The organism is Hansschlegelia quercus (assembly GCF_004310425.1).
GTDB lineage: Bacteria > Pseudomonadota > Alphaproteobacteria > Rhizobiales > Methylopilaceae > Methylopila > Methylopila quercus.
Genome location: NZ_SIUB01000001.1, coordinates 141,527 through 155,479 on the forward strand (window position 1 = coordinate 141,527; position 13,953 = coordinate 155,479).

The window sequence follows — 13,953 nt, forward strand, 5'->3', positions numbered from 1 at the left end:
GGTCGAAAGCCAGCTTGATAATGGCGGCGGGCACCGGCCACTCCCCGATCGGTGCCTCGTCTACAAGCTTGGAAACCTAATCCGCCTCTCCGAACCGACGGCTGCGCACGCTGTCCACCCGCAGCCCGATCCGAATTCCTGCTACACCGTAGGCTTATGGTACAAGACGAATGGCTTGTGCCTTACGTAAAATGAAAGACCGGTTGAGGCATGAATATGTTCGGATCTTCGCGCCAGAGGGTCTTTTCCGCATTGAACGATGCTGACATCTGACCTTTTATTCGCAAGATGCTTAGACCACCTTTCCATCACCGCATTTGCATCAGCCACTTTTACGTAGACAATCAATTCTCCAGCATTTTGCCCGGGGAGACCTGTCGAGTATCTCCTATCCAGCTGCTCGAAACCATCTAACAGCCAGTTGTAATCCTTGTGAATTTTTGCTTCCGCAATCCAAAGAAATTCATTCGCCCCCTCCACTATGATATCAGTGTGCCCGCCATACTGAACGTCATGGTAAGCGAGGAAGTTCATCGCCTTTAGAGCAAGTACAATCTGAACAGTTAAATCGTCTTCGGATGAATCTTGCTTCAGGTGCTTATTCTTTGTGAAATCCTGAGATATCCAATCAATTGCTTCTTCAACGAGCCTCAGGCGCGTTTCGTGGTCAGGGGCAAAGGCCATGTCTGACGCAATGCGCAACGGCGTGTTTTGGCGTGCTACGGCAAGATACTCATCGAGCGTGAACAAGGGTCAAAGACCTTCCTTGTCATCGAACTTCTGAGAAGGAACGAAAAATATAAGAACGCTTTTGCTTGGAACTTCTATTAGTATACCAGTTCTCGGATGAACGATCCTTCCGGTCTGCATTACATCCCAAAGGTCTCTTGCGGATAGTTCATGCTCTCCCCCACTTTCATCCACAAAAATACCGAGAGGAGACAAAGCCTCGATACGAGAGCTGGCAAGGAATGATACGGCAGAAAAAATTTCTGTACTCTCGTTTCCCTCATTTAATGCATTATAAAAGGTTCTGTAAGTCATAAACTCCCGTTCGGCGAAAGGCTTCGCCGCCACGAAATCGATGATCCGAAGACATAGATCCGGGCTCGGGATGTGATCCCGCTTTTTTTCTATCTCTTGTTTTAGTGTCTGCGCGCTCATGCTACTGCCCGAGCGATAGCTCGGAGATGATGCTTTGCTCGATTGCGTACAAATAGATAATCATCCAAATACAGGCAATTGCGTACGGTCATTTCATAGAGACGAGCGGTCTCGCTAGCGACCTCATACGAAGTACTATGAAGTTCGAGCTCCGGCTGCGCCGCGTTATCTCTGCCGGGCCGGCGCTGCCACCTAAGGCTAAGAAGATAAGGCTCGATAGGAGTCTGAAGCCCAGCCTTCCCAGACGTATGGTACAGTTCACGGCGGAGAGATTGCCGCGACCGCCGCATCTTCTCGTGCTTCAATGATCCTGTTGTCGTTGAAAAGGCGAGTTCAACGACATCGCCCTCATCTTCCGACACATACATAGCGTTAATAAGCGGAAACAAGTTGATGGCATCGTAATAAAATCTATGTTCTATCGAGGCACCGAACGCTCTTGTTACTTGGGCATGGGCACTTTCGCTGATATCTCTACGCGACCCTTTGGGAAAATCAACGCGAACCTCAACGAAGTTACCTTCATTTGGCACCCATATTACGTCGTACGCTTGAAGCTTCATCTCCTTAAAGCCGACAACTTCATCGAAGCCTTCCAGAGCCTCGCGAGCCGCTTGGGGAAGCCGCTCGGGGGCGATCAACTCTCTGACCTCCACAATCCTGATGGAGTGGTAGATCACCGCGGTACCATCCTCTCTTCGCTCGACCGCCGCTAGCCGATGCCCCAGCCCGCCGCCTACCAAAGCTGCCGCAGACAGAATTCCAGGGTACGCGCGACTTAATGCAGAGGGTTCGACGGTCAGCGCCGCGACCGCAGCCCGGATCGAGTTCATTTCAGCCCGCGGAAGCCGATAAAACCGGACAAGCTTCTCGCCGCCGAGAATGTGCTCTCTCAATGCCTCGATCAGCGCGTCCTTCGTATCTCGATCAACATTGTCGGCAGTGAGGCGGGTCTCCGTTCTCTCCCAACCCTGCGACGCAGACGCTCCGCTAACGGTTAGAAGGCGTCGCGCTACTGACCAAGGCACGCGATTGCGTAGCGCGCTCACAAGTGCGTTGATGTGCAAGGTAGTCCCCCGGATCGTCGCCTGATCGTGGCCACGTAGTGCCTCGCGACACAACCGGGAATTTGGGCTGAGCACAGATCTGAGATCTCGGCTTCCTACTCCGCTTCACGCCGCCCGCTTCATCCGCCGCCGCTCGGCCGGAAAGGTCAGCCGATCTTCCGGCTGTTGCGACCCTTCCGGACCGCGACCTCGACCCGCGTCTGAAACTCGGCTTCGTTCTTCACCACCTGCCGCTTCAGATCGTCGATGTCTTTGCCGTAGCCCTGGACCTGATAGGTCGGCGCGTAGTGGAACGACATCGGGCCCGAAGACGAAGCCCCGTCTGAGGCTGCCCGCGGCGATGCGGCTCCTGCAGCGCCGGCGGCGCGCGTGAGCCCCGTCATCGCCCGCATCGTCCGCTGATCCATGTTTCCGGTGAGGACACGCTCGCCCTCCTGGAGGATCGCGGGGAACTCGTCGGACGCGAAGCCGGTGTGGAAGCGGCGAGCGTGGCGATAGGCGTCGAGCGAAACGACCCGGTCGGAGTAACCATCCACGCCGACCCGGCCGCCATCATGCAGGATGCCGGGGATGATGGCGCCGCCCAGCAGGCCTCCGCTACCACCGAACAGTCCGCCGCCACCTCCGGAGGCCGCAGACGCGGCCCCTCCGATCATGCTCCCGACGCCGCCGGACACCGTGACGAACAGGGCGGACGCTTCCGAGCTGCCATCCCGCTTGCCGCCCAAGCCGAGCACCTTGCCGAGACCCGTCGCGTTGCCGAACGACCCCCAAAGATTGTCCCAGACTCCGTCGACGCCGGATTGGAAGAGCCGATCTCCCATCTTGCCCAAGGCGTCGCCGAAGGACTTTCCGAGGCCTTCACCGTTCTTCAGGTCGTTCGCAATCGAGCTGAACGCCTCGTGGCCCGCGTCGCCGACGCCCTGCAGCGCGTCCGTCAGCCTCATCGTCTGATCGATGTACCGACCCATCTCGGAGTCGGCGTTCACCCCGGCGCTGCGCTGTGATCGGGCGATCTGCCGCTCGACTTCCGACATGAACACGTCGGCGCGGTCGAATTGCAGCTCCTGCTGCACGTTGAGCATGCTGAGCGTCCGCGCGGCGGCCGCGTATTCCTCCGACAACGAGTGGAGCGCCTCGCGCTGCGCCGGCGTGAGCTCGACGCCCTTCCGCTGCGCGGAGGAGAGCAGATCAATCTCCATGCGGTAGCCGGCCGCGGCGTCGCGGCCCATGCCGAAGCTCGCGACCTCCGCCTGAACGTCGGAGATGCGTTCGCGCGCCCGCTCGACCGTGTGTTCGTAGGGGCTGCCGCCGCTGCTGATCTTCTGCCCATTCGAGCCATACTGGCTCCGGATAGCCGTCGCGCGCTGATCGAAAGATGCTTGAGCCTTCGCCAGAGCGTCCGACGCGCCATGAGTGCCTTCGATCTGTGTGCGCAAGTTGCTGAATGAGTTGGTCTCGCGGGCGAGTGCTTGGTCGAGCGGCGTGCCGGCCATCGTCCGGGTCGTCGCGAGGTACTTATCGAGCGCGTCGGCGGCTTTCGACGTCGCCTCGGCGTTCTTGTCGCCGATCGCCGGCAGTTTGCTCATGAGCGCGTCAAGGCCCGGAGCGACGCGCGCGGACATGTCAGTCAGGTTGCCGATGGTTCTGAGCAGCGGGTCGAGCGCGCTCTGCGCCTTCGCCCCGGCGTCCGTCAGGCTCATCAGGTCTCGGTAGAGGGCCTGGAGCGCGCTGTTGCCGGGATTGGCGAGGTAGAGCTCGGCCGCCGTTTTCCGAAGCGCCTCGAAGTCCGGCTTGCCCTGACGGATCGTCTCAGCGAACTGCTGGACGGAGGCTGTGATGGGCGCGAAGCGGTCCTCGACCCCGCCAAGCTCGTCCGTGCCCTCCAGAGTGGAGTAAAGGGTACGCGCGGCGCTCCGCGCCTCAGACATGACGCCCGCCTTAAGCGTGGAGATGTCCGTCATCGCGTTCGCGCGTGCGATCGAGCCGCTGAGCTTCTGGTAGGCGTCCAAACCCTCCGCCGCGGCGCCATACGCCTCCTTCAGCCCCCTGATGGTCTCCTCATGATGCTTGAAGGCCTCGTCGAGGCTGTCGATGTCGCTGACCTTGGACGCGAGATAGCCGACGCCGGCGCCGAGCGCGGCGACGCCTACGACGGCCAGGTTCACCGGGTTCGTCACGAAGCTGAGTAGGCCTTCGCCAAGCGCCCGTATCGCGCCGCGCGCGCCTCGATCGCCGAGCTGGCCGGCAAGCTGCCCGCCCTGCTGGATGATTGGCAGGAACAGGCCGCCGCCGGACGCGATCTGCGTCCCGAGGTCCATGAACTGGGCCGACATCATCGTGATTTCATGGTTCGCGAGCTTCGTGCTGTTCGCGACCTTGGCCCCGCCCTGCTCCGCCGCAGCGCCTAGGCCGAGGTAGCGGTCCTGCGCGAGCGAGAGGATTTCGACGTGGCGCTGTTCGCTGCCGATGCCCTGAGCGCGTGCTCGCTCTACCGTGGCCTCGACCTGCGCGTAGCGCTGCTGGGCCCGATAGGTTTCATCAAGCGAGCGCTGAAGGCGGTCGTAGGCCGTGACGACGCTAAGGGTGCGGCGCGCGCTCGCCTCCGTCGCCGCGCCCGCGGCCGTGGCTTGATCGGCAACGTGATCATAGGTCGTCCCGAGTGTGCGCAGCTTCGTCGTCGTCTCGTCGACGCCTTGCGCCGCGGCGCGGATCGTCAATTCCCGAACGACCCGCAGGTTGCTCATCGACACCATTTTTCTAGCCTCCTCAGATCGTCAGGGCTTCGCGCAGCAGCGCAAGCCGACGGTTGACCTCGTCATGCGCCGACGTTCGATAGACGCTCGCCTCGAGCTGGCTTGCTCCCCTCGCTAAAATGGCCGCCGCTGCAGCGTCGAGCGCGTCGAAATGAGTTCGCTGAACCTCATCGGAAGATCCGTCGAGTCGCGCGACCGCGGCGCAGATCGCCACAGCGCAGAGGGCGCCGTCGCTGCGCCCCAGTGCGCGATAGCCGTCCAGTGCCGCGACACTCTCCGCGGGCGGATCCGCGCCACGCGTCGCGCCCGAGGCTTGTCTACTGAGGCGGGATCGCCGCGTTCTCATGGCCAGAACGTCCGATAAGGCGCGAGGAGCTGCGCCACCTCCGGAACAAGCACCTGGTCGGCCGCGCCGGGCACGTACCAGGACGCCGAGGCCACGCCGTCGATGTCCTCGCTCTTCAGCAGCGGGTCGCGACCGGCGCCGGCGAGGTAGGTTCCTGCGAGGATGATCGCGGCGCGCTCGACGGGCTCGGGCAGGTCGCCGGCGTCACTGTCGGTCGGGAGCTGGTAGCCCGCGTCGTAGATGATCGTCGGGGCCGTCCACCAGCAGAGCACGACGTCGTGTTCCCCGATCCGCAGCAGCGAACCCGAGGCTGTGTCGATCGCGTATTCGTCCGGCCCGAGATCGGCGTTTCCGATCGAAACGCTGGCAATCGAGCGCACAGGAGTGCGGGCGAAGGCGATGCCGTTGAGGACGTCGCCCTCCCCCCACTGCTTCAGCGTCTCGACGCCGAACGGCCGCCGGCAGTAGTCGGCGATCACGCGCGACGCCGTCGCAATATGTCGGCCAAGCGCTGTCGCCGTGCCGACGTCGGCGCCGAGGCCAAGCAGCGAACGCGCCCGCTCCACCGTCGTCAGCAGATTTGAGGCCGCGGGTGTGACGACGGTCAGCATGGCCTTCAGGCCCCCGCCTTGCTCGCCGGCGCCGGCTTCATCTTGTTGTCCGCGGCCGGCGCGACCTTGGCGTCTCGCTTCCGCGGCTCGACGTGGCCGAGCACCGCGAGCTCGTCATGCTCGGCGTCGGTGACGTCGAGGTCCGGATCGCCCGGATGCACCATCCCGTCCGCGGCGTTGCGGAGGAATGGCTTCAGGATCTTCGCTTTCGACATTGAGGTCTCCTCGAGGGTGAAGAGGTCCGGCCGGAGCCGGACCTCCGATGGTCCGACGCCGGTCAGCTCGCGTTGCCGTCGACGAGGTTGCCGTACACGAAGCTCTGCGGTCGGAAGACCGCGAGCGCGAGGCGCTCCTCGCCGAGGATCGTCACCATGTTGCGGCGGAAGTTGTCGCTGTCCTCCGTCGACACCTCGACGCTGGCGTCCTCGCGGTCGAAGATCTGCGCCGCCATGTTGAAGGCGCCGACCAAGAACTTGCCCGTCGCCATCGCGTTCGTGTCGACGACCGGGAGGCCCCAGAGGTTCTGGCCGTTGTTCACGGTCGGGTCGGACCAGAGGTACTGGCCGATCGAGTCCTTCGTCAGGACGATGTCGGTCCAGTCGATCGGGTTCATGACGATCGCGCTCGCCCGATACTCCGCGATCCGCATCTGCAGCATGGCGCGCCGCAGCCGGTCGATCTTTGTGTCGGCGACCTTCGAGTAAGCAGCGAACCCATACGCGGTCGCCTGGGGAATGAGCCCGTTGAGGTTTTGGCCCGCGCCGTTGCCGGCGAGGAGCTGCATTTCCTCGACGTAGGTCAGGCCGTACCGAAGGCGCTGATCGACGTAGCTCTGAAGCTGCGGGATGTCGGAGAGCACCTGCTTGGACGCGAGGACCCAGTGCGCGAGCGTGCGAACCGGCGTTGTCTGCAGGTCGAAGGAGAGGTCGCTCTGCGGCTTCAGATCGCCCTCGGCGACCGGCGCCGCCATGTTCTGGAAGCCGGTCTCCCGTACGTACTCCACCGCGTTCGAGTCGGTCCGGCCGGGCATCAGCAGGTCACGGATCGTCATTGGCCGGTCCGGGGGCGCAATGACGCCCGGCAGGCGAGTGCGCTGGACGGCAGCGCCGACGCCGCCCGTGCCGGCGGTCGCCGACGTGACGGACGTCACCGCCTTCACCTTGAGGACGGCGCGCCCCTTGCCGCGGAGCTGAAGCGCCTTGAAGTCTTCGCTGCCGGAGAGCTGCTCGCCGAGCGAGGGCATCGCCTCGGCGCCCTGCATGCCGCCGCGGCGCGCGAGCTTCTGCTCGAGCTCCATGAGCCGGGCCTGCTGGCCGGAGGCGTCGGTCGCCAGCTTTTCGAGCGCCGACTTGGTTTCCGTCGCCATCTGGCCGGTCGCCTTGATCTCGGCGTCAGCCTTCTTGGCGAAGTCGACCATCTCGCGGTCGCGCTGGCCGATCGCCTCAATGACGCTCTTGAGCTCGAGATTGTCGTCGGCCGCGCCGCCGGCGCTGTGCTGGCCGCCATCCTTGCGGCCAAATTCAATCGGTCCGTCGTTGAAAAGGCGGGGGTGAATGATCGCGTTCATTGTCATGCTCCAATCTTCGGGAGGGAGAGGCCGCCGAGCGCCTTCGCGAGGTCGCCCAAGCCGGCCGGGCTGTTCGCCGTCACGGTCCCCGTCTCCCGACGCGACCATTCCTTGAAGCCGACGACGGCGATCTCGTCGGCCGCTGTTCGCGAAAAGCCCCGCTCCCGCAGGACCCGCGCAAATTCTCGTTCGCTGATGCGCTCGCCGGCGGCGAGCTTGGCTTTGACAGTGTCGACGCGCGCCTCCTCAAGCGCGGGGTCGGTCACGATCGACACCTCGCGGAGGTCCAGCTTCTTCAGCGTGCGGACCCGCTCTTTCTCGTCAAAGGCGTCGTCCTGGACGAAGTAGCCGATCGACAGTCCGGTGACGCAACGCGCCCCCATGCCTTTGTGCGCGACGCGGGCATAGGGCGCCTCGTCGAGCCAGAGCTCGCCTTCGCCGTAGAGGCCTCGTTCGTCTTCCTCGAGCTTCGTCCAGACGCCGATCGGTTCGGCGGTGCGATGCTGCCAGAGGATCGGGAGCGCTCGGTTCTTCTCCGCCGCGGCCGCAAGGCTCTCGCCGAACGCGCCGCGCTCGACGCGCTCGCGATAGGTGTCAACCGCGCCCCAGAGCGAGGCATAGCCGGAGAACACGCCATTCGGCCGGATCTCCTTCACAGAAAGCCGAGGTCGCGGGTCTTGAGCGAAAGCGCCATCACACGTCCTCCGGAATGGGTTCGCCGGGCGCCGGCTGGACGCGACCCGGCCGCTGGCCGGCCATCGCGAGCGGGACGAGCGTCGAGTTGATGAAGAGCTGATCGCCGCCCTCGATCGGCGGCATGTTCTCCTTGGCGCGCCACTCGTTCGGCGTCATGCCGGCGTTCTGGATCATCTTCGACGCGAACTCGGCGCGGCCCGCGCTGTCGGCGCGGAGCAGACCCTCGACGGCGAACTCGGCGTAGAGCGTGGCGCGATCGGCCGGCGCGATCAGCGAGCGTTTCACCGCCTGCTCGATACGCGTGAGGTAGGGGCGCAGCCCGAGGGTCAGCCAGCCGAGCATGATCTGCTCGACGCCGGAGCCCCACATCGTCTGGCCTTCGGAGGCGTGACCGATGAGGATCGGCGGGATGCCGAACCAGCGCGCGACCTCTTCGACGTGCCACCGGCGGGAAGCGAGCAGCTCGGCGTCCGCCGGCGGGATCACGACCTCCTGCCACTTGAAGCCACCGCCGGCCTCGAGGAGACCGATGCGCCCGGCGTTCTCGACGCCCTGCATGGGTTCGATCAGCGCCTTGCGCGCCTGTTCGCGCTGCTCCGGCGTCAGCGATCCCTTTTCGTAGGTGAAGAAGCCGCCCGGCCTCATGCCGTTGGCGAAGGTGCGCGCCGCGGCCTCGTCGGTCGCGATCGTCGAGGAGATCGTCTGCCGGGCGTGCGCGAGGACTGAGAGCCCCAGGTCGCCGCCGACGCCGAAGCCGCGGACGTGCATCAGCTCGCCTTCGTCGTATTCAATCGCGCCGCTCGGATCGCTGTAACGGTAGCGGAGCGAGCCATCCTCTCGACGGTCGACCTGCATCAGGTCCGGCCGGAGCAGCGTCAGCGCGACCAACCGGCCGCCGGAGAGCGACTTCTCGACGAAGGCATTGCCCCAGAGGCAGATGCAGGCGACGACGCCTTCCCAGAACTCGCACGCCGTCTGGTCGGCGTTCGGCGTATCGTGGAGCAGCGCGTACAGCGCATGTTCGCTAGCGAGGATCCGGCCGCCATCGGGACGGCGCTGATAGACGCCCAGCGGCAGCGTCGCGATGGTCTGCGCGAGCAGCCGGACGCAGGCCCAGAACGCTGCGACCTCCATCGCAGTCGCCGGCGTAACCGCCCTGCCCGCCCAAGTCTCCCGGCCGAAGAATGACAGCCACACCTTCCGCTCGCGGAGGGTGAAGTTGCGCAGGAATGTCCCGAACGCGCCGGCCATCAGGCGAACACCATGTTCGCGAGGAAGTCGTCGACGTTGCCGCGCGGCTCGCTCTCGAATCGCTTGGCGATCGACAGCGCCATGATCAGCGCCACGGCGCCGTCGATCCGAACGGGACCGCGGCGGTTCGACTTTCCCTTCTCGATCTTGAGATTGCCGGCCGGATCCGGAACGGTGATCGCATTCGAGACAGCGGCCGTGAGTACGGGATGGCCGCCGTGGCGGAGCCGCCCGGTCAATGCGAGCTCGGCGAACCACTCGATCGCCGGCGACATGCTCTGATAGCCCTGCCCGAACTCCTCGAGCGGGACGGGGAAGTGAGCGTCGATCTTCGCGAGATCGGCCTTCAGATCCTCGATCCGCCAGCGGTCATAGGCGATCGCCTGGAGGTCGTGCTCGGCCGCGAAGGCCGCGATCTGCGCCGCGACGAAGTCGTAGCGGACCGTCGGACCGGGCGTCGTGATCATGAGGCCCTGCTCGATCCAGAGGCGGAAGCGTTCCTGCTCGGCCGGCTTGCGCTGCGCCAGCTGATCTTCGGGCGTCCAGAACAGCGGCACGACGTCGTAAACCGGCGCCGATTCGTCGCTCGGAAACACAAAGACTGCGGCCGTGAGGTCGTGCTTGCCCGAGAGGTCGAGGCCAGCGAAGCAGAGGCGGCCCTTCAGCCGCTCGCGGTCGACGGGATGGTCGCCGCGCTTCCAGACGGGAAGCGTCACGACCCGTTCCTCCTCGTTGGCGTCGACGCGCTGATTGAGGCGCAGGTTGCGGAAGCCCGCCTCGAAAGCTGGGATGCGCCGCGCGCGCCAGGCGGCCTGCCGCATCTCCGCCAGCGACAGATACTTGCCGAGCGCCGGATTGCAGGCCTTCCACGTCTCCTCCGCGAACGGGTCTGCGTCCGCTGGCGCCGCGAGGAGCTGTACGAAGATCGACGGGTCGGCCCCCGTCAGGCCGTCGTCGATGATCTGCGAGAGCGGATGATCGTCGCTCGGCGCCTGGGTCGAGATGATCAGGCCGAGCGCTTCCTTGCGCTTACCCAGGCCGTTGATCAGCGCGTCCAGCAGCTCGCGGTTCGGAGCCTGCGCGAGCTCGTCATAGACGAAGAGGCTCGGCGCGAGCCCGTGAGCCGAGCGAGCGTCCGCCGACATCGCCTCGTAGGTCGAGCCCTTGCCGTCGCCGTCGAGGACCTCGATTCGCTTGTGGAAGCGCACGACGTTCACGCGGGCGGCGAACTCCGGCACCTGCAGGATGATCGCTTCGCATTCCCGGAAGATCAGACCGGCCTGATTGCGATCGACGGCCGCCGAATAGACCTCGCCGCGCGGCTCACTCTCAGGCCCGAGTAGGTGGCAGAGCGCCAGGCCGGCGCAGAGGCCGGACTTCCCGTTGCCCTTCGGCTCGCTCTTCACGCCGATCCGGCGGCGGCGCAGCCCCTTGGCGTCGAGATCGCCATAGACGCGCTCGACGAACTCTCGCTGCTCGAGGAGCAGCTTCATCCGGCGGCCCGCCAAGGGCCCCTTCGTGATTGGCAGAAACTCGAGGAAGGCGACGACGCGCTCGACGCGCGAGAGGCCCTTCCGCGACCACGGCAGAGCTCGACGACGCGCCGGAAGCTGCGCCGCTGCGATCCTGCGCGCCTGAGCGCCGGGTCCGCGGGCGCCCATCAGCGGCGCTCCCGAGCTGAAACTAATTCTGTCTCATGGGCCCATGCCGGTCCGGCCCCCAACCGCCCGGACTTTGAGACCCCCCGGCCCTGCGGCGGGAACACGTCTTCGACCGTCGGCTCGCCTCGATTGAACGGGTGTCTCGGGTCGGTCGGGAGGCCGTCCGGCCCGACGCGATTGCTGTAGCCCCAGGTCTCCGCCTGCTGCTTGTCGCGGTCGTGATGCTCGGCGCAGAGGGCCTGCCAGTTGCCCGGGTCCCAGAACAGACGTTGATCGCCACGATGCGGGCGCTTGTGGTCGACGACGGTCGCGAGGCGGCGACGGTTCTCCGAGGCGCAGGCGACGCAGAACGGATGGTCACGCAGGAAGCCGAGGCGGGCTCGCTCCCACTTCGCGCCGTATCCTCTCTTCCGTGCGGTCGGGCGGCTCAATGGAGCGTACCTCCGACGGCGCTGCTAATGCCGTCCTGCACCGCAAGGCAGACGTCTTCCGCATCCTCGTCGGTCCCACCGAGCGCGATCACCCCTACGGCGATCGTGTTCATCGCGTCGGTCATAACGACGAGGCAGAAGCCCATCATGTCCGCGAAGGTCGGCTCGCGGCCGATCGCTTCCTTCAGATCCGCTCGGAGCTTGTGCGTCTGCGCGCCGATGCGCTGGCCGACTTCGGTCGCGGCGGCGACGAGGCGCGCCTTCTCCGCCGGACAAAGCCGGGGCTGCGGTTCAATCCGCTCGCGTGCATCCTGAAGCATGCGCCATGATGCCGGCGCTCAGTCCTCACGCGCGAGCGATGGATGGGCGCGGATAGGCGCATGAAGTGAAGCAACAAGCTTCAAAGCGGTGGAGGAACAGATGAAGAGTGTGGACGATCTGGTGAAGATTGCATCGTATGGGGGCGGCCTCGACTTGAGAAATCATCGCCTCACGACAGACGCTCTCGTGAAGATCGCGTCGTACGCCAAGGGAAAAGGCAGCCATATCATAATCGACGGCACATCTAAAACCACAGATGATATGGTAAAGATCGCTTCGTACGGCGGCGGATGCGCACTGTTTGTTTTCAACTAGGACGACTAGCCCGCCCGGCTTTGCGCGGAATACTGTTGGCGGAGTTCGTTGAACAGCGCTGCCAGCCGCTCATCGACGAGATGCGCGGGGACGAGGCTGCCGTTTTCCGGCGGCATCGGGCCCCACTCGCGCCGCCAGTCATCCCGCTCCTTCGCCCAAAGCAGCCTTTCTCGCCAGCGCTGATCACTCACGGGCTGCGAGCTTGGCGCTGGTCCCGACGATGCTCGCGGCCGGCCGGTGAAGCGCCCGCCTTCGGCCTCCCGACGGCACCAGTTTCGCCAGGTCGCCGGCCAGTCGGCCTTCACCGCGTCCCTGCCGGCCTTGGCCACCCAGAAATCCCGGAAGCTCGCCGCTGTCCGCTCGATCTCGGCGGAAGTGGCTCCGAGGTTGGCGGCGAAGGCTCGATCGACCTCGCTTGGCTTCCAGTCGGAAGGAAGACGGCTGCCGCGATTGGGGGAGGAGGAACCCCTTTTTGCCCCCGAAGGGGGTTTTTGGGGAGGAAGGAAGGGGGTTTGAGTTTTAGGGGGTTCGGGGGACCTTTCCTCAGGGGGAAGGGAGGATGTGACGTCACCGGTGACGCTATGTGACGTCTCGCGTGACGTTTCCACCGTCACCGTTGACGCGTCACCGGTGTTACGGCGCTCGCGCCAGCGCCTCGTGCGTTCGGCCGCGGCCGACTTCTTGTTCTGTTGGGCTCGGAACTCGTCTGCGACGTGCTCCCGCGCGCCTTCGATCGCTTCGACGGCGATCGCGATCGCTTCGGCCGGCGCTCCAGCCTCCGCCATCATTCGGATAAGGCTTGCGATGGGCGTGCTCATGCCTGCCGCCTCCTGAACGGCAGAACGACCCCCATCTCAATAGGAGCGGCGCGGGTGGGCGGCACCGGCTTTAGATGATGCTCGAGGCCAGCCTGCCGGAGCATGGCGCGGCAGAGGTTCAGGACGTGGTCGAGAGGCACGCGGACGATCGTCGCGTCGCCTTCGCGGGCGAAGGTGTCTTGGAAGATGCTGAGGTCGTTGTCGTCGTTGACGTAGACGGAGATCCTGGGCCGGCCTCCGCCGAGCTCGATCTTGCTCATCGGCCGCACCCCCACGCGTGCTCAGCGATCAGGCGGGCGCTCGCCTCAGCGAGCCCGAAATTTCGAGCCAAGCACAGCGCTTGCCGGGCATGCGGCGCGGCGGTATCTTTCGCCTCGGCCAGCCAGCCATCCTGTAAGCGATCCGCGCCGCGTGCCCCTGCCAGGGCCGCGGCGTTTCGCTTTTGATGTTCCGGCGGGGCCGCCAGTGGGACACGCTCGGTTGTGCCGCGCTGAAAACCCTTAGGTTTTCCAGTTGCCCCACCTTGATCTAAGTGCCTGATGCTACTTGCGACCGGTAGGCCTGCCGGGCCCACCACCCCCTTTTGAGATCGCAGCGCCTCGGTGGACGTGTCGATCCTCGCTCATCACCGGCGAAGCCGCGGTGGACCTGTCAGCAGGCCGCCGGCCTGAGATCGGAACGCCTGTTCGCGCCGGCGGGCGCCGTGCCGCGTAGGAGCATGCGGCCCGCAGGCGTCACCTCGGCGAGGAAGAGGCGGCCGTTCGAGGCGACGACGCGCACCGCGCCTGAATGTTCGAGCGCCCGAAGCGCCTCGTGATCGACTTCCGCGGGACGGAAATCCTGCGGAGGGGCAGCGAACTGCCGAAGCGCGCGGAACTGACGGGGCGTGAGGTTTGCGTCTTGCATCGAACCGTATCCTTCGGCGCTGGATACAGTGCAGGCATGACGG

At 65.0% G+C, this 13,953-nt stretch carries 17 protein-coding genes; 1 reads left to right on the top strand and 16 read right to left on the bottom strand.

Going from position 1 to position 13,953, the window contains the following annotated elements; genetic code table 11:
* Nucleotides 1–141: 141 nt before the first annotated feature.
* The 13 genes from EYR15_RS00675 to EYR15_RS00735 form a co-directional block, all read right to left on the bottom strand.
* Entirely contained in the window at nucleotides 142–750 is a 609-nt protein-coding gene (locus EYR15_RS00675) for a hypothetical protein (protein ID WP_131000969.1), read from the bottom strand.
* 3 nt (nucleotides 751–753) lie between these two features.
* The gene (locus EYR15_RS00680; RefSeq protein WP_131000970.1) at nucleotides 754–1,164 is read right to left on the bottom strand and encodes a hypothetical protein; all 411 of its coding nucleotides are present in this window, start codon (nucleotides 1,162–1,164) and stop codon (nucleotides 754–756) included.
* Nucleotides 1,161–2,231, bottom strand: a complete 1,071-nt coding sequence (locus EYR15_RS00685) for a hypothetical protein (protein WP_131000971.1) — start codon at nucleotides 2,229–2,231, stop codon at nucleotides 1,161–1,163. Before EYR15_RS00685 ends, EYR15_RS00680 begins: the two co-directional genes overlap by 4 nt.
* Before the next feature lie 146 nt (nucleotides 2,232–2,377).
* Nucleotides 2,378–4,987 (bottom strand): phage tail length tape measure family protein, encoded by a 2,610-nt coding sequence (locus EYR15_RS17245; RefSeq protein WP_131000972.1) that lies wholly within the window; start codon nucleotides 4,985–4,987, stop codon nucleotides 2,378–2,380.
* Between the two features lie 13 nt (nucleotides 4,988–5,000).
* Nucleotides 5,001–5,333 carry a hypothetical protein gene (locus EYR15_RS00695; protein WP_131000973.1) on the bottom strand — a complete coding sequence of 111 codons (333 nt, stop codon included), beginning with the start codon at nucleotides 5,331–5,333 and terminating at the stop codon, nucleotides 5,001–5,003.
* Nucleotides 5,330–5,944: a hypothetical protein gene (locus tag EYR15_RS00700; RefSeq protein WP_131000974.1), complete on the bottom strand. Its 615-nt coding sequence runs from the start codon at nucleotides 5,942–5,944 to the stop codon at nucleotides 5,330–5,332. The genes EYR15_RS00695 and EYR15_RS00700 overlap by 4 nt, the downstream gene beginning before the upstream one ends.
* Before the next feature lie 5 nt (nucleotides 5,945–5,949).
* A complete protein-coding gene (locus tag EYR15_RS00705) occupies nucleotides 5,950–6,159 on the bottom strand; it encodes a hypothetical protein (RefSeq protein ID WP_131000975.1) in 210 nt (69 codons plus the stop codon).
* 62 nt (nucleotides 6,160–6,221) lie between these two features.
* Entirely contained in the window at nucleotides 6,222–7,511 is a 1,290-nt protein-coding gene (locus tag EYR15_RS00710; protein ID WP_245498078.1) for a phage major capsid protein, read from the bottom strand.
* A gap of 2 nt (nucleotides 7,512–7,513) precedes the next feature.
* Complete coding sequence (locus EYR15_RS00715) at nucleotides 7,514–8,167, bottom strand: HK97 family phage prohead protease (RefSeq protein ID WP_131000977.1); 654 nt, start codon at nucleotides 8,165–8,167, stop codon at nucleotides 7,514–7,516.
* 37 nt (nucleotides 8,168–8,204) lie between these two features.
* On the bottom strand, nucleotides 8,205–9,458 hold the full coding sequence (locus EYR15_RS00720) for a phage portal protein (RefSeq protein WP_131000978.1): 1,254 nt from the start codon (nucleotides 9,456–9,458) through the stop codon (nucleotides 8,205–8,207).
* Nucleotides 9,458–11,119 carry a terminase large subunit gene (locus EYR15_RS00725; RefSeq protein ID WP_131000979.1) on the bottom strand — a complete coding sequence of 554 codons (1,662 nt, stop codon included), beginning with the start codon at nucleotides 11,117–11,119 and terminating at the stop codon, nucleotides 9,458–9,460. The genes EYR15_RS00720 and EYR15_RS00725 overlap by 1 nt, the downstream gene beginning before the upstream one ends.
* Nucleotides 11,119–11,550: an HNH endonuclease signature motif containing protein gene (locus EYR15_RS00730; protein WP_205741552.1), complete on the bottom strand. Its 432-nt coding sequence runs from the start codon at nucleotides 11,548–11,550 to the stop codon at nucleotides 11,119–11,121. Before EYR15_RS00730 ends, EYR15_RS00725 begins: the two co-directional genes overlap by 1 nt.
* Complete coding sequence (locus EYR15_RS00735; RefSeq protein WP_131000980.1) at nucleotides 11,547–11,870, bottom strand: hypothetical protein; 324 nt, start codon at nucleotides 11,868–11,870, stop codon at nucleotides 11,547–11,549. The genes EYR15_RS00730 and EYR15_RS00735 overlap by 4 nt, the downstream gene beginning before the upstream one ends.
* A gap of 100 nt (nucleotides 11,871–11,970) precedes the next feature.
* Between EYR15_RS00735 and EYR15_RS17045 the strand changes: the two genes are divergently transcribed.
* Complete coding sequence (locus tag EYR15_RS17045; RefSeq protein ID WP_131000981.1) at nucleotides 11,971–12,186, top strand: hypothetical protein; 216 nt, start codon at nucleotides 11,971–11,973, stop codon at nucleotides 12,184–12,186.
* Between the two features lie 5 nt (nucleotides 12,187–12,191).
* On the opposite strand, the gene EYR15_RS00745 is transcribed toward EYR15_RS17045, so the two are convergent.
* From EYR15_RS00745 to EYR15_RS00755, 3 genes are all read right to left on the bottom strand, one after another.
* Nucleotides 12,192–13,004, bottom strand: a complete 813-nt coding sequence (locus EYR15_RS00745) for a hypothetical protein (RefSeq protein WP_131000982.1) — start codon at nucleotides 13,002–13,004, stop codon at nucleotides 12,192–12,194.
* Entirely contained in the window at nucleotides 13,001–13,264 is a 264-nt protein-coding gene (locus tag EYR15_RS00750) for a hypothetical protein (protein WP_131000983.1), read from the bottom strand. Before EYR15_RS00750 ends, EYR15_RS00745 begins: the two co-directional genes overlap by 4 nt.
* Nucleotides 13,265–13,655: 391 nt before the next feature.
* Nucleotides 13,656–13,910, bottom strand: a complete 255-nt coding sequence (locus EYR15_RS00755) for a hypothetical protein (protein WP_131000984.1) — start codon at nucleotides 13,908–13,910, stop codon at nucleotides 13,656–13,658.
* Nucleotides 13,911–13,953 lie beyond the last annotated feature (43 nt).